We start from the raw sequence: 22331 nt of genomic DNA, 5'->3' as shown, positions 1-22331 counted from the left end.
ATAAAACTACAAACAATAAAAAAATGAACATAAATAATTTAACAATCAAATCGCAAGAGGCTTTGCAACAAGCACAGCAGATTGCGCAAGGTTTTGGTCAGCAACAACTCGAGAACGAACATATTTTTAAAGGAATTCTGGAGGTTGACGAAAACGTAACACCATTCATTTTGAAAAAACTCAATGTGAATGTCGATTTATTTAAAAAGATTTTAGACAGCACTATTCAAAGCTTTCCAAAAGTTTCAGGAAGTGAACTCATGTTGTCTCGTGAGGCTAACAATGCTTTGAATGAAGCGAATAGCATTGCCAAAAAAATGAACGATGAATATGTTTCTATCGAACATTTAATTTTGGCCATATTCAAATCTAAAAGTAAGGTCGCCCAAATCTTAAAAGACCAAGGCGTTACAGAAAAAGGTTTAGAATCGGCTATTGCCGAAATCCGAAAAGGCGAACGCGTGACTTCTGCTTCTGCCGAAGAAACCTATAACGCTTTGAACAAATATGCAAAAAACCTCAACGAATTAGCAAGTCAGGGGAAACTGGATCCGGTAATCGGACGTGATGAGGAAATTCGAAGAGTGTTGCAAATACTAACGCGCCGTACTAAAAACAATCCGATGCTCGTTGGTGAACCTGGTGTTGGTAAAACAGCCATTGCCGAAGGTTTAGCACATAGAATCGTAGATGGCGACGTTCCCGAAAATCTTAAAGACAAAGTCGTTTATTCGCTTGATATGGGTTCGCTGATTGCCGGTGCCAAATACAAAGGTGAATTTGAAGAACGATTAAAAGCCGTAGTAAAAGAAGTTACTTCAGCTGAAGGCGATATTGTACTCTTCATTGATGAAATCCACACATTGGTTGGTGCCGGTGGTGGTGAAGGCGCCATGGATGCAGCTAATATTTTAAAACCGGCTTTGGCTCGTGGTGAATTGCGAGCAATCGGTGCCACAACTTTGGACGAATATCAAAAATACTTCGAAAAGGATAAAGCATTGGAACGTCGTTTTCAAAAAATTATGATTGACGAACCTGATACCGAAAGTGCAATTTCTATCCTTCGTGGTATTAAGGAAAAATATGAAACACATCATAAAGTTCAGATAAAAGACGAAGCTATTATTGCTGCTGTTGAATTGTCACAACGTTATATTACGAATCGTTTTCTGCCGGATAAAGCCATCGATTTAATTGACGAAGCGGCTTCAAAACTGCGCATGGAAATCAATTCAAAACCTGAAGAATTAGACGTTTTGGATAGAAAGATTATGCAATTGGAAATCGAATTAGAAGCCATCAAACGCGAAAATGATGAAAGCAAAATGAAAGGGCTGAAAATGGATTTGGCAAACCTCAAAGAAGACAGAAATGAGATTTTCACCAAATGGAAATCAGAGAAAGACGTTGTGGATAATATCCAATTAGTAAAAACCGAAATCGAAGACTTTAAATACGAAGCCGAACGTGCTGAACGTGATGGTGATTACGGTAAAGTAGCCGAAATTCGTTACGGAAAGATTAAAGAGGCACAGGAACGTTTAGATGTATTACTGAAACAATTACAGGAAAACCAAGCGGGAACATCCTTAATCAAAGAAGAAGTTACTCGTGAGGATATTGCCGAAGTCGTTGCCAAATGGACTGGGGTTCCGGTAATGAAAATGCTCCAAGGCGAAAGAGAAAAACTTTTAAAACTAGAAGATGAACTGCATAACAGAGTCGTAGGTCAGGAAGAAGCGATTGAAGCGATAAGCGATGCGGTTCGCAGAAGTCGAGCAGGATTACAGGACATGAAAAAACCAATCGGAACCTTCTTATTCTTGGGAACAACCGGAGTTGGGAAAACCGAATTAGCTAAAGCATTAGCAGAATATTTATTTGATGATGAAAACGCTCTGACACGTATTGACATGAGTGAATATCAGGAACGTCACAGCGTAAGCCGACTAGTAGGTGCACCTCCGGGCTATGTGGGTTATGACGAAGGCGGACAGTTGACTGAAGCAGTTCGTAGAAAACCGTATTCTGTAGTATTGTTAGACGAAATTGAAAAAGCGCATCCTGATACCTTCAACATCCTATTGCAGGTATTAGACGAAGGAAGATTAACCGATAACAAAGGACGTTTGGCTGATTTCAAAAACACGATAATTATTATGACTTCCAATATGGGAAGTGCTATTATACAGGATAAATTCGAGAACCTAAAGGGTTCTGTGGAAGCCGCAACCGAAGCTGCCAAAGCTGAAGTTTTAGGCTTATTAAAACAAACGGTTCGTCCGGAGTTTATCAATCGTATCGATGAGATTGTCATGTTCACACCTTTGACCAATGCCAATATCAAACAGATTGTAGGCTTGCAGTTAAAAAGCGTTATCAAAATGCTGGCGCATCAAAACATTACATTAGATGCTACGCCGGAAGCCATTGAGTATTTAGCAGAGAAAGGTTATGACCCACAGTTTGGAGCGCGTCCGGTAAAAAGAGTCATTCAAAGAGAAGTATTAAACCAACTTTCCAAAGAAATTCTGGCAGGGAAAATAACCACTGACAGCGTTGTACTTTTGGATAGTTTTGACGGACAATTGGTGTTTAGAAACCAAAGTGAATTGGTTTCATAATATTTATAAAAGATTAGTTGTTAGTAAAAAGCCTATTCAAATTGAATAGGCTTTTTTATTATACTTTTCCATCTTTAATTTCATCCACAATTTCAGGATTCAGTAAAGTTGATGTATCTCCAAAGTTACTAAAGTCGCCTTCTGCTATCTTTCGCAAAATTCGACGCATGATTTTCCCGGATCGTGTTTTAGGTAAACTCGATACAAATTGGATTTTATCCAACTTGGCAATCGGACCAATTTGGTTAGAAATAATCTGATTTATCTCCTTGGCTAAATTATCTTGATTTCTGGTTTCTCCAACTTCTTTGAGTATAACAAAACCATACAAAGCATTTCCTTTAACATCATGTGGAAAACCAACAATAGCACTTTCAGCAATAGCAGGATGCTCATTGATAGCATCTTCAATAGGAGCTGTACCAAGATTGTGTCCCGAAACAATAATCACATCATCCACTCTACCCGTGATTCTGTAATACCCTACTTCATCTCGCAAAGCGCCATCTCCGGTAAAATACTTACCAGGGAAAGCCTTAAAATAGGTGTCTTTATAACGTTGGTGATCGCCCCAAATAGTTCGAGCTATTGATGGCCATGGAAACTTAACGCACAATGCTCCTGTAACCTGATTACCTTCTATTTCGTTTCGTAATTCATCCATCAAAACAGGTTGAATTCCAGGTAACGGTAATGATGCATAAGTTGGTTTGGTTGGCGTTACAAACGGAATTGGCGAAATCATAACGCCTCCGGTTTCGGTTTGCCACCAAGTATCTACAAGCGGACAACGTTTACCTCCAACATGATCGTTATACCAATGCCAGGCTTCTTCATTTATTGGTTCACCAACAGAGCCAATAACTTTTAACGATTTCATCGGAAAACGTTGTACATAATCTAAACTTTCTTTTGCCAACGAACGAATAGCTGTTGGCGCAGTATAGAATTGGGTAACTTTATGTCTTTCGATTACTTCCCAAAAACGGCTGAAATCAGGATAAGAAGGAACACCTTCAAAAATCACCGTTGTGGCTCCGTTTAATAATGGTCCGTAAAGAATATAAGAATGTCCGGTAATCCAACCAATATCAGCAGTACACCAAAAAATATCATTCTCTTCGTAAGCAAAAACATTTTTAAAAGTATAGGCCGTATAAACCATATAACCGGCTGTGGTATGCACCATTCCTTTTGGTTTTCCGGTTGAACCCGAAGTATAAAGTATAAACAACGGATCTTCAGCATCCATGATTTCGGCAACATTATTCGGAATTGCATCATCCAGTAATGGCTGTAACCAAAGATCTCTTCCCTCTTTCATAGTTACTTCGGTATTGGTTCTTTTCACCACCAATACTTTTTCCACACAAGTTACTTTTTCTAAAGCTTCATCTATAATCCCTTTTAAATCTATGGTTTTATCTCCACGATAACTTCCATCAGATGTAATAACCATTTTACATTCACAGTCATTAATACGAGCTGCTACCGCCGATGCAGAAAATCCGGCAAACACTACTGAATGTATGGCTCCAATTCGGGCACAAGCCAATGTAGCAACCGCTAATTCGGGAATCATTGGCAAATAAATACAAACTCTGTCTCCTTTTTGTATGCCCTGTTCACGAAGCACATTAGCCATTCTGGCAACTCGTTCATACAATTCGTTATAACTAATATGAAGTGCCTCTTCATCAGGATTATTTGGTTCAAAGATGATAGCCGTTTTATCGCCACGTCTCGCTAAATGCCTGTCAATACAGTTTTTGGTAATATTAACTTTGGCATCAACAAACCATTTGAAACTGGCTTCAGAAAAATTAACATCGAAAACCTTCTCCCATTTTTGATACCAAGTAAAGTTTTCTTCGGCAATCTTATCCCAAAACTTTCTAGGTTCACGGACAGATTTTTTATACATCTTGAAATAATGCTCTAAATTGAGAATTTTATAGTAGCTCATAGTATTGGAATAATATTTTTATAAAAATACTACTTTATTGTAATTTAAAAAGAAATTCATTCTCAAAATACTTGCAATATTTTACTAAAACGATATAGTACTTGCCTATTTTTTATTTAATTTGTAGTAAAGAAACAACACCATGCAATTTGACCCAAACGAATTAGACCATACTGCCGTTTATAAACTTTTAACAGGCTCCGTAATTCCAAGACCAATCGGTTGGATTTCAAGTATTAGCGAGCATGGAGTCAATAACCTAGCACCCTTTTCTTATTTTAATGCTGTCGGAGATGATCCTCCACATGTCATGTTTTCTACAGGCAGAGGAAATAATACCAATAAAGACACACTCAATAACGTTTTGGCAACCAAACAATTTGTAGTGAATATGGTAACCGAAGAACTGACAGAACAAATGAATTCTACCGCACAGGCAGTTCATTCTGATATTGACGAATTTGAATTAGCCGGAGTAACTCCGATTCCGTCTTTAAAAATAAAATCAATGCGTGTCAAAGAAAGCCCAATCACTTTTGAATGTGAGTTGGTTCATCATTACTTTCTCGAAGACCACAAAAATGGCGGCGCTTGTGTTATAATTGGCCGTATTGTAATGATGCATTTTGCAGATGATGTCTTGATGGATAATTACAAAATAAACCTTGAAAATTATAAGCCTGTGGCACGTTTAGCAGGTTCGGGTTATGCAAAAATCGGAGAAATTTTCGCTGTCAAAAGAAACTAATTATGAAACCAGACGTTTTAGAAATAAATGTGGCAATGCAAATTTCAAAACCAATAAACGAGGTCTTTGAAGCGATTGTAAATCCGGAAAAAATGTGCCATTATTTCATTTCACAAAGCACCGGAAGAATGGAAGAAGGCAAAGAGCTAATTTGGAAATTTCCCGAATTTGACATTGAAGTTCCTGTAAAGATTGTCAAAGCTGAGCCAAATTTGATTTCGTATTACTGGGAGAACAGCGGTGAAAATCTTTTGGTCGAAATAAAGCTTTCCACCGTTGACAACAATTTTACTTTGGTAAAAATATCTGAAAAAAGTATGGAAAACAATGAAGCCGGACTCAAATGGCTTTCAGGAAATTCATTCGGCTGGTCCAATTTCCTGGCTTGTTTAAAAGCCTATCTCGAATTCGGAATCAATCTCAGAAAAGGTTCTTTTGATTTTATGAAAAAATAATATGAAGATATCAGTAATAGGTGGCGGTCCTGGCGGATTATACTTTTCGATACTAACCAAAAAAGCAATGCCCGATTGCCAAATTGATGTTTACGAACGCAACAAAGCCGATGATAGTTTCGGATTTGGAGTCGTATTTTCGGATGAAACTCTAGGCGAATTCCTTTCCAGAGATTTAAAATCCTATGAGTTAATCAGGAGCAATTTTGCTTATTGGGATGACATCATCATTGCCCGAGACGGTCAAACCGTAAGCATCGCCGGAAACGGATTCTGTGGTTGTTCCCGAAAAAAACTACTGCAATTATTACAACAACGATGCACCGAAGAAGGTGTAAATCTTCACTTCGAGCAAAACATAGAAGACATAACTCAATTCAAAGCTGCTGATATAATTGTGGCTTGCGACGGAATTGGAAGCGCAATCCGAACGCAATTTGCCAATGACTTCGGAACCAAAATTTCATTAAAGAAAAACCGCTTCGTCTGGCTTGGATCAACCAAACCTTTAGATGCTTTTACCTATTTCTTTAGAACAACGCCACACGGAACTATAGTTGCTCATACTTATCAATACCAACCTGGAATGAGTACATGGATTTTTGAATGTAGCGATGAAACCTGGCAAAAGCTTGGATTTGAAGTTACTAATGAAGAAGATACTATTGCCAAAATATCTGAAATATTCAAGCAAGAATTAGACGGTCACGGCTTAATTACAAACAAATCACATTGGCGCCAGTTTCCGCATGTTACCAACGAAAAATGGTATCACAACAACATCGTGCTGCTTGGCGATGCCAAAGCTACAGCGCACTACTCCATCGGTTCGGGAACTAAATTGGCTATGGATTCTGCTATTGGTTTGTCAGATGCTGTAATTGCCAATCCAACCAATGTACAAGATGCTTTTGAACAGTATGACAAAACCCGAAGAAATACAGTCGAAATGATTCAGCACGCCGCTCTGGTTTCATTAGACTGGTTTGAAAATATGGACAGAAACAATCAGCATCCATTTTATCAGTTTGCTTTCGGATGCATGACAAGAGCGAAGAAAGTCACTTATGAAAACCTTCGCTTACGAGATAAATCATTTACAGATAAAGTACTTGCCGAATTCAATGACAATTTCAATAGCAATGGCAATAATCAAATTTTGCCTCCGGCTTTTACCAAATTCAAACTAAGAAATTTAGAATTGCCCAACCGAATTGTAATGTCACCAATGGGACAATATACTGCCGAAAACGGATTGGTAGACGATTGGCATTTGGTGCATTATGGAAGTCGGGCAACAGGCGGTGTCGGATTGATTATTGCCGAAATGACTGCTGTCTCAGAAACGGGACGTATTACTTTAGGTTGTACAGGAATATACACTCAAGAACAATTACTTAAGTGGAAATCAATTATAGATTTTATCCATAAAAATACCCAAACAAAAATCGGGATTCAGCTTGGTCATTCAGGTCGAAAAGGTGCCGCTAAAAAACCATGGGAAACCGAACCAATTAAAAATCCATGGGAATTAATCTCAGTATCACCAATAGCATTTGACGAAAATTATTCGGTGCCAAAAGAAATGACTTCAGCAGACATGGATTTGGTTACTTCCCAATTTGTTCAGGCAACAAAAAATGCTGACGAAGCCGGTTTTGACATGATAGAATTACAAGCACATCACGGATTTTTGTTAGCCTCTTTCCTATCGCCTTTGACGAATGTAAGAACGGATGAATTTGGCGGAAGCATCGAAAACCGATTAAAATTTCCGCTACTTGTTTTTAGCGAAATGCGAAATGCCTTTCCAAAAGAAAAACCAATGTCCGTTAGAATATCTGCAACTGATTGGGCAGAAAACGGCATTTCAGAAGAAGATGTTTTGACAATCGCAAACGCATTCAAAAATGCCGGTGCCGATATCATAAATGTTTCAACCGGAAATACGGTAGCAAATCAGAAACCACAAACAGGAAGAATGTGGCAAACACCGTTCTCCGATTTGGTTCGAAATATAGTTCATATTCCAACTATTACAACGGGTTACATTCAGGACATTGATCAAATCAATACCATCATTCTTAACGGAAGAGCCGATTTGGTGGCACTTGGCCGACCATTATTGGCCGATGCAAACTTTGTTCGAAATGCTCAGGCCTACGAACAATTTCAAACAGATGATATTCCAAATCAATACAAAATGGGAAGTTCTCATTTGTATCCGTTAAAAGCAGCCGAAAGAAAGCAAACGGAAAGCATGAAAATAGCATTGAAACCAAAGAGCAATAAAAAAGATTAAATAACGAAAAACAAATCCCAAATTCCAAAACAGATATTAATTGGGATTTGGAATTTAAATATTGGAATTTTATAATGAAGCATTACGCAGACAATTTCGCTCACGAACATTTACCAAACCCAGACTTGCAGCCTGATTATGTTTTTCTGGATTTACCTCAGTTCAATCGTCCGGAAATGCTGAATTGTGTGGAAAAATTATTAGACAATCACATCAAAGATGGTCGAGGCAATAATCCTTGCATCCGAACATTTGAAATGACTTGGACATACAGCGATTTATACGAAAAAGCCAATCAGATTGCCCATGTTTTAGTGGATGATTTGGGTTTGGTTTCCGGAAATCGTGTATTGATTCGCTCTGCTAACAACCCAATGATGGTGGCCTGTTGGTTTGCTATTTTAAAAGCTGGTGGAATTGTCGTTGCGACTATGCCTTTGCTTCGTTCTAAAGAATTAACAACGATTATTGATTGCGCCGAAATCTCACACGCTTTGTGCGATAAGACTTTGCAGGATGAAATGAATTTAGTCAAATCCGATTTCCTAAAAAGTACTTGCTTTTATGACGAACTGGAAAATTTGATGGCATCCAAACCAAAGACTTTCTCTAATTTTCACTCAAAATCCGATAGCATTGCCTTGATTGGCTTTACTTCGGGAACAACTGGTTTGCCAAAAATGACCTCGCATTATCACAAAGACATTTTAAATATTTGCGAGGCATTTCCACCCTATTCATTACAACCAACAGAAAACGATATTTTTACCGGAAGTCCGCCATTAGGATTTACTTTCGGTTTAGGCGGCTTGGTTTTATTTCCGATGTATTTTGGAGCATCTACTTTCCTGATAGAAAAGCCAACACCGGAAATGCTTTTACAAGCCATTCAGGAACATAAAATCACCATTTGCTTTACCGCACCAACCGCTTGGCGTGTCATCACTTCTAAAGTAAAAGAATTCAATATTTCAAGCTTACGCAAATGTGTCTCTGCCGGAGAAACGCTACCGTTAAAGGTTTGGCAGGATTGGTACGATGCCACCAGATTAAAAATAATTGACGGAATCGGTGCTACCGAAATGCTCCACATTTTCATTTCATCTAACACCGAAAACATGAAACCAGGGGCAACCGGACTTGCTATTACTGGCTATGAAGCAAAAATTATAGATGCCAACGGAAATGAATTACCAAGGAATGAACCGGGAAGATTGGTTGTTCGTGGCATCACTGGCTGCAAATATTTAAACCGAATTGAAAAGCAAAAACAATACGTCGAAAACGGTTGGAATATTACCGGAGATATTTTCCGTCAGGATGAAGATGGCTATTTTTGGTTTGTAGCTCGTGGCGATGACATGATCATTTCTTCGGGCTATAACATAGCTGCTATTGAAGTAGAAAGCGTACTTTTAACTCACGAAGATATCCTGGAATGTGCTGTAGTTGGTCTGCCCGATGAAGAACGTGGAATGTTGGTTTGTGCACATATTGTACTTAAAGAAAAAAGTAAAGCTACAGATAATATGAGAAACCATATTCAACACTGGTTCAAGGAAGTAGCTGCACCATATAAATATCCGAGAGTAATTTATTTTACTGAAACATTGCCCAAAACCGAAACCGGAAAAATACAACGATTTAAACTCAAATAATACCGAAAGTATTTTTGTACTTTTGAAGAAAGCTTTAATAGATAAAATTTAAATTGTCAAACTGAGCCTGTCGAAGTTTAGGAGCTATTTCCCGCTATCCGTTGCAATCTTTTTACTGTTTTGTCATACTGAGCTTGTCGAAGTACAAAACAGTAAAAAGGATTTCCACTGCTATCGGGGCTAAAAAAAAAGATAAATGAACAACTATTTTACAAAACAGGAAAAAATACGTTTCAAACATGTTGATTATGCCGGCATAGTGTTTTATCCGCGTTTTCTGGAAATGCTAAACGACTTAGTCGAAGATTGGTTTGAAGAAGCGTTAGAAAGACCATTTTCAAAAATTCACGAGACGAACGGAATTCCGACAGTAGATTTAAAAGTGCAATTCAAAAAAGCGGCACGCTTAGGAGAAACGCTGACGAAGAAACTTTGGGTTATCAATCTCGGTGGCGCTTCGGTAAACTGCGGCTTCCGTTTTGAAGACGAACAAGGAAAAACCTGTTTAGAAGGTGATGTTACTCTGGTAAACGTTGCTATTGCAGAGGACCGAAACAACATTAAAGCGGAACCTTTCAAGGATGAAATGAAAGCAAAGATTTCAAAATATATAGTTCAAAATTCATAATTTATTCCGCTGCGCTCCATACAATTCGGCTGCGCCTCGGGTCATAATTCGTAATTATTTATGGAATTTAAAAAATTCAAAGCCGCAGCAGTACAAACATCACCCGTTTTTCTTAACGTAGAAAAAACGATTGACAAAGCGATTTCATTCGTAAAAGAAGCCACTGCAAACGGAGCTAATTTGGTTGCTTTTCCTGAAGTTTTTGTCACTGGCTATCCATATTGGAATTGGATCATGACGCCGGTTCAGGGAAGCAAATGGTACGAACAATTGTATAAATCAGCTGTAAAAGTCGATGATGCCCTAATGCAGCCTTTATTTCAGGCAGCTAAAAACCACAATTGCCATATCGTTATCGGAATCAATGAACGCGGCGATAGCTATGGCGAAATTTACAACACCAATTTAATCATTGACAACACCGGAAAACTAATTGGCAAACACCGAAAACTGGTTCCAACATGGGCAGAAAAACTAACCTGGACAAGCGGTGATGGCTCTTCTCTAAAAGTATATAATACCGAAATTGGTCCAATAGGAACATTAGCTTGTGGCGAAAACACAAATACATTAGCGCGTTTCACTTTGTTATCGCAAGGCGAATTGATTCACATTGCCAATTATATTTCGCTTCCCGTTGCGCCACCAGATTACGATATGGCTGAAGCTATTAAGATCAGAGCGGCCGCACATTCATTCGAAGGGAAATTGTTTACAATCGTTTCGTGTTCTACTATTTCACAGGAAATCAAGGATGCGTTGCGAGAAGATGTGCCAAATGTGGATGAATTGCTTACGCGAAAAAACTCTGCTTTCTCCGGTATCATTGGGCCAAATGGCGCTGTCGTTGGAAAACCTTTAATTGACGACGAGGGAGTTGTTTACGCTGATATCGATTTGGAAAAATGCATTCAGCCAAAACAAATGCACGACATTCTTGGGCATTACAACCGCTTTGATATTTTTGATTTAAGAGTAAATACAGCTCCAACCAGAAAAATTACGTTTATAGATAATCACGAAGAATTTAATAAAAAATAGCATGGAAACAAATAGCTATTCAGACGACCAAATTGGAAGAGCAAGAGTTCAGGATTCACCCGAATTACAAGCATATTATAAAGAGTTAGAAACGCTTGGTGCCGGTGCCTTATGGACCGTTGCCAACGATATCGAACCATGGGAACCAAGAAGTTCATCGGTTCCTATGTTGTGGAAATATGAAAGCTTACGCGACTTAGTTTTAAAATCATCCGAATTGGTTACGCCGGAACAAGCCGGAAGAAGAGTTGTGTATTTGGTAAACGACAAAAGAAAAGATGTTTCAGCGGCAGTTGGTTGGCTCTACACCGGAATTCAAGTAACACGTCCGGGCGAAAGTACATCGGCACATCGACACAAAGCTTCGGCTCTGCGTTTTATCATGGAAGGTGACAAAGGTTACACTGTCGTGGATGGCAATAAAATAATGCTCGAAGTCAATGATTTTGTGATTACACCCAATTCAACCTGGCACGAACACGGTGTTGAAGAAGGCGGAAAAACCTGTATCTGGCAGGATGGTTTGGATATTCCGTTAGTGAATGCTTTAGAGGCTAATGATTATGCGGTTTACGATGGTAAGCAGGCACATATTTCACCCGTAAATCATTTGCCCTTATCGTTTGACGGAAACGGATTGGTTCCGGCTGATTTGGTTTGGGACAAACCCTATTCGCCTTTATTCAAATATTCCTGGAAAAAAGTTTATCCGGCTTTGCTTGAAGCTGCAAAAGTAAATCAACCAAATCCTTTCGATGGAATCCTGATGAAATACACCAACCCAATGACTGGCGGTCACGTAATGCAAACCATGGGTGCATCAATCCAATTATTACCGGCCGGATTTAAAGGAAAAGCACACAAACATACTGGTTCATTTGTCTATCAATGTGCAAAAGGGAAAGGCTATTCCATAATCAACGGAAAGCGTTTTGACTGGAAAGAAAGAGATATTTTCTGCGTTCCGTCCTGGGCTTGGCATGAACATCACAATGCTTCGGATACTGAAGATGCGTGTTTGTTTTCGTTCAACGATTTACCGGTAATTGAAAAACTGGGATTGTATCAAGGGAAAGAATTTACAGAGAACAACGGACATCAAACAATAACAAACTAAAACCTCAGAACCTTAGCTCCTCAGAGCCTTAGTACCTTAAAACAAATGAAACTACTAACATATACAATAAAAGAAAACTACGAACCACGTCTCGGATTTATACACAACAATCAAATTATCGATATGGAAGATTTTGGTGAAATATCCAATTTTCCATTGCCGTCAACTATGTTGGAATTAATTGATATGGGATTTGAATTAGTGGAAGAACTCAACGATATGATTGCCGATACTGAACCGGCATTCTTTGCAGAAATCGCCTATGAAATGGACGAAGTCATCTTCCTTGCTCCAATTCCGAAACCAAGAAAAAACATTATTGGAATTGGTTTGAATTACACCGAACACGTTGCCGAAAGCGCCCGAACACTAGATACAACAGGTAAACTTCCTCAAAAACCAATCATCTTTTCGAAGCCACCAACAACAGTTACGGCTACAAATACTGATATCATTAAAAACACCAAACTGACTTCGCAATTAGACTGGGAAGTTGAATTGGCTGTCGTTATTGGTAAAAAAGGAAAATATGTTCCAAAAGCTGATGCGATTGATTATGTCTTTGGTTACACCGTTATCAATGATATTTCGGCGCGTGATTGTCGTCGTGAAGGCCAATGGATTGTTTCCAAAGGACAAGATACGTTTGCACCAATGGGACCTATTTTGGTTACCAAAGATGAAATCAAAAATCCTCATGATTTGAATTTGTCTTTAAGTGTAAATGGTATTGAAAAGCAAAACTCAAATACCAAATTCATGCTATTTAATATAAATGATTTGATTGAAGATTTAAGCACAGTGTTCACTTTGGAACCCGGTGATATTATTGCAACCGGAACGCCATCCGGAGTTGGCGCAGGAAGAGATCCACAAGAATGGTTATACGATGGCGATGTGATTGAAGCCACAGTGGAAGGAATTGGAACAATAATTAATACGGTTAAGGAAATTTAGATTGCTTCGTGCCTCGCAATGACAATGGATCAGACAAAAATAGCAATCGAAGTATTTAATAAACTTGCCAATGTGTATCAGGACAAGTTTATGGATGTTTCCATGTACCATGATTCGCTCGATGTGTTTTGCAATTCGATAAAAAAAGGGAACCCGGAAATTTTAGAATTGGCTTGCGGACCCGGAAATATTACAAAATACCTACTGGAAAAACGTCCTGATTTTAAAATTCTAAGTTCTGATTTGGCTCCGAATATGATTGAATTGGCAAAAATCAATAATCCAACAGCCCATTTTGAATTGATGGATTGCAGAGCAATAAAAAATCTTACCCGTAAATATGACGGAATACTATGTGGTTTTGGTTTCCCTTATTTGTCCAAAGAGGAAGCTATTAAATTTATTAAAGATGCCAGTCAAAAATTAAATGAAAACGGAATCCTCTACATTAGTACAATGGAAGATAACAATTCCAAATCTGGATTTAAAACAGGAAGCACCGGTGACACAATGTTCCAGAACTTTCATCAAGCGGATTATTTGACAAAAGCCCTTGAAGAAAATAATTTTAGTATCATTTATCTTGATCGAAAAGAATATATTCACAACCAAGAAAGAACTACCGATTTAATTATTATTGCAACAAAATGAAATACAGCCCTTCGACTGCGCTCAGGGTGACAAAAACAAATTGATAAATGAAAAAATACAGAATTGGTCAAATTGTACCATCATCAAACGTAACAATGGAAACGGAAATCCCGGCGATTTTTCGTTCTAGAGAAACCATATTACCGGAACGTTTTACGTTTCATTCAAGCAGAATGCGAATGAAAAAAGTAACTAAAGAAGAACTTGAAGCCATGGATGCCATGAGTTTAAAATGCGCTCAGGAATTATCCGATGCTCATGTCGATGTCATGGGTTATGCGTGTTTGGTGGCGATTATGAGTATGGGAAGAGGTTATCACTGTGTTTCGGAAGTGAATTTACACCAGGAAACTATTGCCAATGATTTCCCTACACCTATTGTAACTTCAGCCGGAGCTTTGATTAATGGTTTGAAAGTTTTGGGAGCCAAACAAGTTTCGATTATTACTCCGTATATGCGTCCGTTAACCGATATGGTTGTCGATTATATAGAACATCAAGGCTTTAAAGTAAAAGAAAGTATTGCACTTGAAATTCCGGATAATCTGGAAGTCGCAGCTCAAAATCCGATGAATTTATTGGAAATTTATAAGCGCTTGGATTTAACCAATGTAGATGTTTTAGTAGTATCAGCTTGTGTACAAATGCCTTCTTTAGAGGCTATCGATTTAATCCAGGCAGAAATCGGAATTCCGGTAACTTCAGCCGCAGTTTGTACAACCTATGAAATGATGAAGAAACTCGGCATCGAAGCCAAATCAGCCATTGGTGGAGAATTGTTAAGCGGTAAATATTAAATCTAGCAATTATGTAATTTTATAAAAAGATTCCATAACACAACTAGTGATTGTTTTTAGAATTTTGTAACTACATTAAACTTATAACTTCACTAGCATGAACGGAATCTTTAAAACATTAATTGCCGGAGTTACAGCCAAAAAACTTGGTGGAGGTTGCTTATCAACGATTATAATTTTTATAATTATTTACTGGTTACTTGGTAAATTTTAATCTAATAGACTACTTTTGCGGAACAATTTTTGATAACTCAAAAATTCACTTGGGGTCGACTGGTTTTGACAGCAAGTCGAATTGAATTGTAAGCACGTCGAGCATTGTGTTTTTTGCTCGTAAATCCAAATTCACAAAAACATAAACGGCGAAGGAAACTACGCTCTTGCTGCATAATCTGAATTAAAGTAAGATTAGCCTCGTCCTACAAGGTAGGAAAGCAGGATTCATCTCGATAGCTTTGGTTTGTGGCGGTCGGTACAGGTGAATCGTAAAAATAAACCTAAGAACAGTGAAGCTTCGGGGCTGTTACGAAAATTTAAGAAGATAAGTATGGTGTGGCTGTTTCTGGCCTATCACTATATCGAAAATCCAATCAGAAAATAAGCGTGTAGAAAACTCTTTAGTTGCTTGTTTGGACCCGAGTTCGATTCTCGGCGACTCCACAGAAATCCTGTCATTGGCAGGATTTTTTATTTTTAGGAGCAGAAACTTTGTGCTTCTTTACACCACTGCTCCCGCTATCCGTTTCAATCTTTTTTGTTTGTCTCCCTGAGCGCAATCGAAGGGCTTTACTTTAAAAACAAAAAAGGATTTCCACTGCACACGAGTGGAGCGACTGCCGAAGGAATCGGGGCTATAATCACGAACTTCTATTGCATTTTTCACAAATAATCATTAAATAATTATCAATACCCCATCAAAAACATATGCAAAATAATGAAAATACAATTTTTATAAAATGAACCCCTGATTTTACACGAGCATATTAAAAAAATTATAATTTTATCTATTAATGCTTTGTTTAAAATCAAATTAATTTTCAATTCATAAATGCACCTTACCCCAAAAGAAATAGAAAAATTACTGCTTCATACAGCCGGAGAATTGGCTCAAAAAAGAAGAAAAAGAGGTTTAAAATTAAACTATCCCGAAGCTATTGCCCTAATCAGTTCCGAATTATTAGAAGCCATCCGGGATGGAAAAACCGTAGCAGAATTAATGCATTACGGTACAACCATTCTTACTCGTGATGACGTAATGGAAGGCATTCCTGAAATGATTCACGACATTCAAATAGAAGGCACTTTCCCTGACGGAACTAAATTAGTAACTGTTCACAATCCAATCAAATGATACCAGGCGAATACATTTTAAAAAGCGACCCAATTGAAATCAATTCTGATAAAAAAACAATTTTTATCGAAGTAACCAATGTTGGAGACCGACCAGTACAAATTGGCTCACACTTTCATTTTTTTGAAGTCAATAAGAAAATGAATTTTGACCGAATGAAAGCTCTGGGAATGCGATTAAATATTGCTGCAGGAACAGCCGTTCGTTTTGAACCCGGCGAAGAAAAAAAGATAGAATTAGTCGAAATTGGCGGAACAAAAACACTTGTGGGATTTAATAATTTGGTTGACGGAACTATTGATACTGCGAATTTGGATTCTATTGAAGAAAAATTGAATGCGTTTTTGAAAGAGTAAATTATGAGTACACACATAAATAGAATAAAATACACCAACATGTTGGGACCAACCGTTGGTGATAAAGTACGTTTGGGCGACACAGAATTATTTATCGAAATAGAAAAGGATTATAACGTTTATGGAGAAGAAGCCAAATTCGGAGGCGGGAAAACCATTCGTGATGGTATGGCACAATCAGCAAGAGCAACCAGAAATGAAGGTGTTTTAGATTTTGTAATTACAAATGTAATAGTCATTGATCATTGGGGAATTGTTAAAGGTGATATCGGAATCAAAGACGGCAAAATTGTCGGTATTGGAAAAGCAGGCAATCCGGATACTATGGATGGAGTTTCCCCTAATATGATTATCGGAGCTTCTACAGAAGTACACGGTGGCGCAGGATTAATCGCTACTGCTGGTGGAATTGACACTCATATTCATTTTATTTGTCCGCAACAAATTGACCATGCTTTATACAGTGGAGTGACAACTATGATAGGCGGAGGAACAGGACCGGCAGACGGAACCAATGCAACTACAGTAACACCTGGCGCTTGGAATATTCAAAAAATGTTAGAATCTGCTGAAGCCTTTCCAATGAATTTAGGCTTTTTTGGTAAAGGAAATTGCGCCACAATTGAACCTCTTATAGAACAAATTGAAGCAGGAGCTTTGGGTTTAAAAATACATGAAGATTGGGGAGCGACACCTGCAACGATTGACGCTTCTCTTACTGTCGCAGATAAATTAGACATTCAAGTAGCAATCCATACAGATACTTTGAACGAAAGTGGTTTTTTAGAAGATACCATCAAAGCCATAAACGGTCGCGTAATTCACACTTTCCACACTGAAGGAGCCGGAGGTGGTCATGCACCGGATATTATAAAATCAGCCATGTATCCTAATGTCCTGCCTTCAAGTACAAACCCAACAAGACCGTATACGATTAATACTATTGACGAACATTTAGACATGTTAATGGTTTGTCATCATTTGGATAAAACGGTTCCTGAAGATGTTTCTTTTGCCGATTCCAGAATTCGTCCTGAAACCATTGCTGCCGAAGACATCCTGCAGGACATGGGTGTTTTTAGTATGATGAGCAGCGATTCTCAAGCTATGGGAAGAGTTTCAGAAGTCATTACCCGCACATGGCAAACAGCACATAAAATGAAGGTGCAACGTGGATTTTTAGCAGAAGACGAATCCAATAATAATGACAATTTCAGAGTAAAAAGATATATTGCCAAGTACACTATCAACCCGGCAATTTCTCATGGAATTTCCAAATATGTTGGCTCACTGGAAGAAGGTAAATTTGCCGATATTATCCTCTGGAAACCTGCGCTATTTGGAGTAAAACCTGAATTAATCATCAAAGGCGGAATGATTATAGCCGGAAGAATGGGCGATCCAAATGCTTCTATTCCAACGCCGCAACCTGTAATTTACAGACCAATGTTTGGAGCCTACGGAAAAGCACTGCATAAAACCTGCATCACCTTTGTTTCCAAAATCTCTATTGAAAATAAAACCATTGCCAAATACGAATTAAACAAAATCATTTTACCTGTTGAAAACTGTCGAAACATTGGTAAAAAGGATTTAATTCACAACGATAAAACCCCAAATATTGAAGTAAATCCAGAAACCTATGAAGTAAAAGTAGACGGAGAGAAAATTACTTGCGAGCCGGCAAAAGAATTACCATTAACACAACGCTATTTTTTATTTTAATGCTGATTACACAAAAACCACAAACCATCTTAAATCCTAATTCCGAAACTATTTGGATTGACTTGGAATGGTTTGAAATCAACAAACGAATTCAACATAAAACCGCTGGTGACGGAAAAGATTTCCGATTCAAATTTTTACAGGAAAACCCGAATTTACAGCAAGGAGAAATTATACATCAAGAAAATGGGAAAGACTATATAATTCGAATTCTTCCTTGCGATTGCCTAGTAATCAAACCCAAAAGTAATTTTGAAACGGCTTCAATATGTTACGAAATAGGCAACAAACACCTGCCTTTATTTTATGAACTGGAAGAGTTGCTGGTGCCTTTTGAAAAACCACTTTTCCGACAACTTACTGCAATGGGATTTGAAGTGTATCAAGAAAAAAGAGCGCTGTTGCATCCGCTAAAAACAAGTGTTGCCCCTCATGGAGAAAGCGGAACCTTATTTTCCAAAATCATGAATTTAACACAAAAAGAAGTATGAGTTCCCAATTACATCTGCTGCATTTGTGCGACCCAACCTTACCTATTGGAGGATTTTCACATTCATCCGGACTGGAAACCTACACGCAAAAAGAAATCGTCAATTCGCCAGAAACGATGAAGATATATTTAACCCAAATACTGTCAAATAGTATTCTATACAACGAAGCAGCCTTTGTCAGTTTAGTATATGAGGCTTGTAAGAATCAAAATTGGAACAGAATAATCGAATTGGATTCGATTTGTAATGCTTCAAAATTGCCTAAAGAAATCCGAAATGCAAGCCAGAAACTTGGAACGCGGCTAATGAAAATATTCAATCCGAGGATACAATCTCCACTTACTTTTCAGATTGAAGAAGCTGTTATGAACAAAGAACTATTTGGACATTATTGCATTTTATTCGGAATCTATGCTCACGAACTAAAGATTCCAAAGAAGGAAGCCTTAGAAGGATTTTTCTATAATACTGCAATAGGTTATATTACAAATGCAGTGAAATTAATTCCATTAAGCCAGGATTCAGGACAAAAATTGTTGTTTGAAATAACGCCTTTATTGGAACAGTTAACTGAAAAAGCATTGATTCCTAACGAAGCATTATTAGGAAAAAGTTCAGTAGGCTTTGACATTCGTTCGATGCAACACGAAAATTTATATTCTCGATTATACATGTCTTAGAATTTTATCAATTAGAAACAGTTGAGTTTAATTAATCGAAAAATACATTATTTGCTAAATATAAAAGTTAACCACATAGAAGCATAGAAAAAAAGAGTTTGATAGACCAATTCTTGGTTTCATATAACTATGATTTTCTCAAAATAAAGTGAAACGTCTTTCAGAGTTTTTAAAAACTATGTTCCTATGTGGTTAAAAAATATCACATTGAACTACACCCAAGGAGATAATTAAAAATTAAAATGAATAGAAAATACATTAAAATTGGAATTGCAGGACCTGTAGGTTCCGGTAAAACAGCCTTAATTGAAAAACTAACCCGCGAATTGGCCAGTACCTATTCTATCGGAGTGATTACAAATGATATTTATACACAGGAAGACGCCGAATTTCTAACAAAAAACAGTTTGCTACCAGCCGAACGAATCATAGGTGTAGAAACCGGAGGCTGCCCACACACAGCCATTCGCGAAGATGCCAGTATGAATCTGGAAGCGGTGGAAGAATTAGCAGAGCGCTTTCCGGAAATGGAATTAGTATTTATAGAAAGTGGTGGCGATAATCTTTCGGCGACTTTTAGCCCTGATTTGGCCGACATCACCATTTTTGTAATTGATGTTGCCGAAGGAGATAAAATTCCACGAAAAGGAGGTCCCGGAATTACCCGTAGCGATTTGCTAATGATAAATAAAATTGACCTGGCGCCTTATGTAAATGCCGACTTAGGTGTCATGGAACGCGATGCCAGAAAAATGCGAAACGGAAAACCATTTGTTTTTACCAATCTAATGAAAAGTGAAGGATTATTCGATGTCATTGGATGGATAAAAAAATATGCTTTAATGGAAGAAGTTCCTGAACCAAAACTCTGGAGATGATTGCAACAGTTAAAATTGACACCTTTTTACGAAATGAAATTACCTATTTAAAATCGGCTTATCATACGGCACCTTTTAAAGTCGCCGAAATCCGTGAAGATAAAAACCAAGCTATTTTAGAACTGATGCTTATGAGTTCTTCACCGGGGATTTTAGATGGAGATTGTTATGACTTTGAAATTAAGGTTCAGGAAAATTGTCAATTGGAATTTTCAACGCAATCGTTTCAACGCATTTTTACTATGGAAGGATGTGCTTCTCAAAATATGAAAGTTGAAGTCGGTAAAAACGGCTTTTTCAAATACCTTCCACATCCTACAGTTCCTCATAAAAATTCTAATTACAAAGCAATCAACACTATTAACTTAGAGGAAAATGCCACTTTAATTTGGGGAGAAATACTTACTTGCGGAAGAAAATTAAACGCCGAACAGTTTGAATTTACCGAGTTTCAAAACAAAACATCCATTTATAAAAAAGGCAAATTAGTGCTTTTTGAAAACTTATATATGAATCCATCAGAAATTAATCCATTAGAATTAGGGCAATTAGAAGGATTTACACATCAGGCCAGTTTGATTTATTTTAATGAAAACATGGAATTGAAATCAGTCAAACAACAAATAGATGATTTTCTGTCAGCAGAAGAAAATTTGCTTTTTGGAACATCCGAGACAAATGGCAATGGCTTAATTATTAAAATTTTACACCACAATTCCGAAAAATTGTTTTTGTTGTTAAAAGAATTGATTCAAAGTTTTATTAGTGAAGTTCAACCTTTAACTACTAATTTCTAACTTAAATGTCTGAATTCGCATTACTAATTATAACCGTTTTATCCATTAGTGCGGTGCATACTTTTAGCGGACCAGACCATTACCTGCCATTTATTGTACTCTCCCGCTCCAAAAAATGGAGTCTAAAGAAAACTTTATTCTGGACGGCTTTATGTGGAATTGCACATGTAGTAAGTTCTGTTATTTTAGGAATTTTAGGGATTTTTTTAGGATGGTCCATAAAAAAAATATTCCATATCGAAGCCATTCGCGGTGGCTTTGCTGCTTGGATGTTACTTGGTTTTGGAATTTTATATTTGCTATATGCGCTATATAACCTGAATAAAAATAAAATACACAAACATTTTGATGCTTCTGAAAATGGAGATATTTTTGTTTTCGAACATCAGCATAACCAAAACACAAAAGCCAATAAACGTTATAAAGTGACACCTTGGGTGCTGTTTTTTATATTTGCTTCAGGACCAAGTGAACCCATGATTCCGCTCATTATTTATCCATCTATCAATTATTCTTTGAGTAAAGTCGGAATTTTAATTGCCTTTTACACATTCTCGACAGTCATTACCATGCTGGCAATGGTGGTAGTAGGCTATTATAGCGCTCACTTATTTACCTTTAAAAATTCCGAAAAATACCTCGAAACAATTAGCGCCGCCATTATAGTAATTTGTGGCATCGGAATGGTTTTTTTAGAGTGGTAAAAGTTTTTAGAAGCAGACGTTTTAGATTTCTCTACAACCCTGCTCCCGCTATCCGTTACAATCTTTTTTACCGTTTTGTCATGCTGAGCCTGTCGAAGTACAAAACGGTAAAAAAGGATTTCCACTCCTACAAGCCTGCCGATAGGCAGGTCGGGGCTATCATCGCGTTTGATTTTTCTTTCTCATAAAAAAAACCCTGACTTAATCAGGGCTTTCATTTATAATTTATTGATGCAATTCTATCGCTTCATCGCAAAGTGTGACTTAAACTGTTTCATCACACCGCCTTCTGCAAAGTCAACCGTAAACCAATAATCATCCGATGGTAACAGATGTCCGTTATACGTACCATCCCAACCCGCTCCTGTCGGACTGATTTGTTTAAGCAGTTTGCCATAACGA

At 37.6% G+C, this 22331-nt stretch carries 21 protein-coding genes and 1 other RNA gene; 20 read left to right on the top strand and 2 right to left on the bottom strand.

Annotated elements, in window-relative coordinates:
- Positions 1 to 23 precede the first annotated feature (23 nt).
- Entirely contained in the window at positions 24 to 2627 is a 2604-nt protein-coding gene (gene clpB, locus L1S35_RS07000) for an ATP-dependent chaperone ClpB (RefSeq protein WP_236398432.1), read from the top strand.
- Between the two features lie 58 nt (positions 2628 to 2685).
- Here clpB and acs read toward each other — a convergent pair whose 3' ends face one another.
- Positions 2686 to 4593: an acetate--CoA ligase gene (gene acs / locus L1S35_RS06995; protein ID WP_236398429.1), complete on the bottom strand. Its 1908-nt coding sequence runs from the start codon at positions 4591 to 4593 to the stop codon at positions 2686 to 2688.
- Positions 4594 to 4735: 142 nt separating this feature from the next.
- On the opposite strand from acs, the gene L1S35_RS06990 reads away from it, so the two are divergent.
- The 19 genes from L1S35_RS06990 (at position 4736) to L1S35_RS06900 (ending at position 21929) form a co-directional block, all read left to right on the top strand.
- The gene (locus tag L1S35_RS06990) at positions 4736 to 5341 is read left to right on the top strand and encodes a flavin reductase family protein (RefSeq protein ID WP_236398426.1); all 606 of its coding nucleotides are present in this window, start codon (positions 4736 to 4738) and stop codon (positions 5339 to 5341) included.
- 2 nt (positions 5342 to 5343) lie between these two features.
- Positions 5344 to 5796 (top strand): SRPBCC domain-containing protein, encoded by a 453-nt coding sequence (locus L1S35_RS06985; RefSeq protein WP_236398423.1) that lies wholly within the window; start codon positions 5344 to 5346, stop codon positions 5794 to 5796.
- A 1-nt stretch (position 5797) separates the two neighbouring features.
- Positions 5798 to 8098: an oxidoreductase gene (locus L1S35_RS06980; protein ID WP_236398420.1), complete on the top strand. Its 2301-nt coding sequence runs from the start codon at positions 5798 to 5800 to the stop codon at positions 8096 to 8098.
- A gap of 74 nt (positions 8099 to 8172) precedes the next feature.
- Positions 8173 to 9756 carry an AMP-binding protein gene (locus L1S35_RS06975; RefSeq protein ID WP_236398417.1) on the top strand — a complete coding sequence of 528 codons (1584 nt, stop codon included), beginning with the start codon at positions 8173 to 8175 and terminating at the stop codon, positions 9754 to 9756.
- A gap of 196 nt (positions 9757 to 9952) precedes the next feature.
- Positions 9953 to 10384 (top strand): acyl-CoA thioesterase, encoded by a 432-nt coding sequence (locus L1S35_RS06970; RefSeq protein ID WP_236398414.1) that lies wholly within the window; start codon positions 9953 to 9955, stop codon positions 10382 to 10384.
- Positions 10385 to 10444: 60 nt separating this feature from the next.
- Entirely contained in the window at positions 10445 to 11425 is a 981-nt protein-coding gene (locus tag L1S35_RS06965; RefSeq protein WP_236398410.1) for a carbon-nitrogen hydrolase family protein, read from the top strand.
- Position 11426: 1 nt separating this feature from the next.
- Positions 11427 to 12542, top strand: coding sequence for a cupin domain-containing protein (locus tag L1S35_RS06960; RefSeq protein WP_236398407.1), 1116 nt, complete (start codon positions 11427 to 11429; stop codon positions 12540 to 12542).
- Positions 12543 to 12587: 45 nt separating this feature from the next.
- Complete coding sequence (locus tag L1S35_RS06955) at positions 12588 to 13499, top strand: fumarylacetoacetate hydrolase family protein (protein WP_236398403.1); 912 nt, start codon at positions 12588 to 12590, stop codon at positions 13497 to 13499.
- 24 nt (positions 13500 to 13523) lie between these two features.
- On the top strand, positions 13524 to 14150 hold the full coding sequence (locus L1S35_RS06950; RefSeq protein ID WP_236398399.1) for a class I SAM-dependent methyltransferase: 627 nt from the start codon (positions 13524 to 13526) through the stop codon (positions 14148 to 14150).
- 47 nt (positions 14151 to 14197) lie between these two features.
- On the top strand, positions 14198 to 14947 hold the full coding sequence (locus L1S35_RS06945) for a maleate cis-trans isomerase family protein (RefSeq protein ID WP_305070381.1): 750 nt from the start codon (positions 14198 to 14200) through the stop codon (positions 14945 to 14947).
- Between the two features lie 265 nt (positions 14948 to 15212).
- Positions 15213 to 15610: a transfer-messenger RNA gene (ssrA, locus tag L1S35_RS06940) on the top strand.
- Positions 15611 to 15995: 385 nt separating this feature from the next.
- The gene (ureA, locus tag L1S35_RS06935; protein ID WP_236398396.1) at positions 15996 to 16298 is read left to right on the top strand and encodes an urease subunit gamma; all 303 of its coding nucleotides are present in this window, start codon (positions 15996 to 15998) and stop codon (positions 16296 to 16298) included.
- Positions 16295 to 16654 (top strand): urease subunit beta, encoded by a 360-nt coding sequence (gene ureB / locus L1S35_RS06930; RefSeq protein WP_236398393.1) that lies wholly within the window; start codon positions 16295 to 16297, stop codon positions 16652 to 16654. The genes ureA and ureB overlap by 4 nt, the downstream gene beginning before the upstream one ends.
- A 3-nt stretch (positions 16655 to 16657) precedes the next feature.
- Positions 16658 to 18379: an urease subunit alpha gene (gene ureC, locus L1S35_RS06925; protein ID WP_236398390.1), complete on the top strand. Its 1722-nt coding sequence runs from the start codon at positions 16658 to 16660 to the stop codon at positions 18377 to 18379.
- Positions 18379 to 18870: an urease accessory protein UreE gene (locus tag L1S35_RS06920; RefSeq protein WP_236398387.1), complete on the top strand. Its 492-nt coding sequence runs from the start codon at positions 18379 to 18381 to the stop codon at positions 18868 to 18870. The genes ureC and L1S35_RS06920 overlap by 1 nt, the downstream gene beginning before the upstream one ends.
- The gene (locus L1S35_RS06915; RefSeq protein ID WP_236398384.1) at positions 18867 to 19550 is read left to right on the top strand and encodes an urease accessory protein UreF; all 684 of its coding nucleotides are present in this window, start codon (positions 18867 to 18869) and stop codon (positions 19548 to 19550) included. Before L1S35_RS06920 ends, L1S35_RS06915 begins: the two co-directional genes overlap by 4 nt.
- 242 nt (positions 19551 to 19792) lie before the next feature.
- Entirely contained in the window at positions 19793 to 20428 is a 636-nt protein-coding gene (ureG, locus tag L1S35_RS06910) for an urease accessory protein UreG (protein WP_236398382.1), read from the top strand.
- Positions 20425 to 21225, top strand: coding sequence for an urease accessory protein UreD (locus L1S35_RS06905; protein WP_236398379.1), 801 nt, complete (start codon positions 20425 to 20427; stop codon positions 21223 to 21225). Before ureG ends, L1S35_RS06905 begins: the two co-directional genes overlap by 4 nt.
- A 5-nt stretch (positions 21226 to 21230) precedes the next feature.
- Complete coding sequence (locus L1S35_RS06900) at positions 21231 to 21929, top strand: hypothetical protein (protein WP_236398374.1); 699 nt, start codon at positions 21231 to 21233, stop codon at positions 21927 to 21929.
- A 239-nt stretch (positions 21930 to 22168) separates the two neighbouring features.
- On the opposite strand, the gene L1S35_RS06895 is transcribed toward L1S35_RS06900, so the two are convergent.
- Positions 22169 to 22318, bottom strand: coding sequence for a T9SS type B sorting domain-containing protein (locus L1S35_RS06895; RefSeq protein ID WP_255700836.1), 150 nt, complete (start codon positions 22316 to 22318; stop codon positions 22169 to 22171).
- Between the last annotated feature and the right edge of the window lie 13 nt (positions 22319 to 22331).

Origin of the sequence: Flavobacterium anseongense, from assembly GCF_021608185.1 — a bacterium.
Lineage (GTDB): Bacteria > Bacteroidota > Bacteroidia > Flavobacteriales > Flavobacteriaceae > Flavobacterium > Flavobacterium anseongense.
The sequence above is the reverse complement of the archived record's forward strand: the minus strand, read 5'-3'. Positions and strand labels throughout refer to the sequence as shown.

Excerpts from the sequence above, each read along its gene's own strand:
- clpB (WP_236398432.1), top strand. The coding sequence starts at position 24 with ATGAACATAAATAATTTAACAATCAAATCGCAAGAGGCTTTGCAACAA.
- acs (WP_236398429.1), bottom strand. The coding sequence starts at position 4,593 with ATGAGCTACTATAAAATTCTCAATTTAGAGCATTATTTCAAGATGTAT.
- L1S35_RS06990 (WP_236398426.1), top strand. The coding sequence starts at position 4,736 with ATGCAATTTGACCCAAACGAATTAGACCATACTGCCGTTTATAAACTT.
- L1S35_RS06985 (WP_236398423.1), top strand. The coding sequence starts at position 5,344 with ATGAAACCAGACGTTTTAGAAATAAATGTGGCAATGCAAATTTCAAAA.
- L1S35_RS06980 (WP_236398420.1), top strand. The coding sequence starts at position 5,798 with ATGAAGATATCAGTAATAGGTGGCGGTCCTGGCGGATTATACTTTTCG.
- L1S35_RS06975 (WP_236398417.1), top strand. The coding sequence starts at position 8,173 with ATGAAGCATTACGCAGACAATTTCGCTCACGAACATTTACCAAACCCA.
- L1S35_RS06970 (WP_236398414.1), top strand. The coding sequence starts at position 9,953 with ATGAACAACTATTTTACAAAACAGGAAAAAATACGTTTCAAACATGTT.
- L1S35_RS06965 (WP_236398410.1), top strand. The coding sequence starts at position 10,445 with ATGGAATTTAAAAAATTCAAAGCCGCAGCAGTACAAACATCACCCGTT.
- L1S35_RS06960 (WP_236398407.1), top strand. The coding sequence starts at position 11,427 with ATGGAAACAAATAGCTATTCAGACGACCAAATTGGAAGAGCAAGAGTT.
- L1S35_RS06955 (WP_236398403.1), top strand. The coding sequence starts at position 12,588 with ATGAAACTACTAACATATACAATAAAAGAAAACTACGAACCACGTCTC.
- L1S35_RS06950 (WP_236398399.1), top strand. The coding sequence starts at position 13,524 with ATGGATCAGACAAAAATAGCAATCGAAGTATTTAATAAACTTGCCAAT.
- L1S35_RS06945 (WP_305070381.1), top strand. The coding sequence starts at position 14,198 with ATGAAAAAATACAGAATTGGTCAAATTGTACCATCATCAAACGTAACA.
- ureA (WP_236398396.1), top strand. The coding sequence starts at position 15,996 with ATGCACCTTACCCCAAAAGAAATAGAAAAATTACTGCTTCATACAGCC.
- ureB (WP_236398393.1), top strand. The coding sequence starts at position 16,295 with ATGATACCAGGCGAATACATTTTAAAAAGCGACCCAATTGAAATCAAT.
- ureC (WP_236398390.1), top strand. The coding sequence starts at position 16,658 with ATGAGTACACACATAAATAGAATAAAATACACCAACATGTTGGGACCA.
- L1S35_RS06920 (WP_236398387.1), top strand. The coding sequence starts at position 18,379 with ATGCTGATTACACAAAAACCACAAACCATCTTAAATCCTAATTCCGAA.
- L1S35_RS06915 (WP_236398384.1), top strand. The coding sequence starts at position 18,867 with ATGAGTTCCCAATTACATCTGCTGCATTTGTGCGACCCAACCTTACCT.
- ureG (WP_236398382.1), top strand. The coding sequence starts at position 19,793 with ATGAATAGAAAATACATTAAAATTGGAATTGCAGGACCTGTAGGTTCC.
- L1S35_RS06905 (WP_236398379.1), top strand. The coding sequence starts at position 20,425 with ATGATTGCAACAGTTAAAATTGACACCTTTTTACGAAATGAAATTACC.
- L1S35_RS06900 (WP_236398374.1), top strand. The coding sequence starts at position 21,231 with ATGTCTGAATTCGCATTACTAATTATAACCGTTTTATCCATTAGTGCG.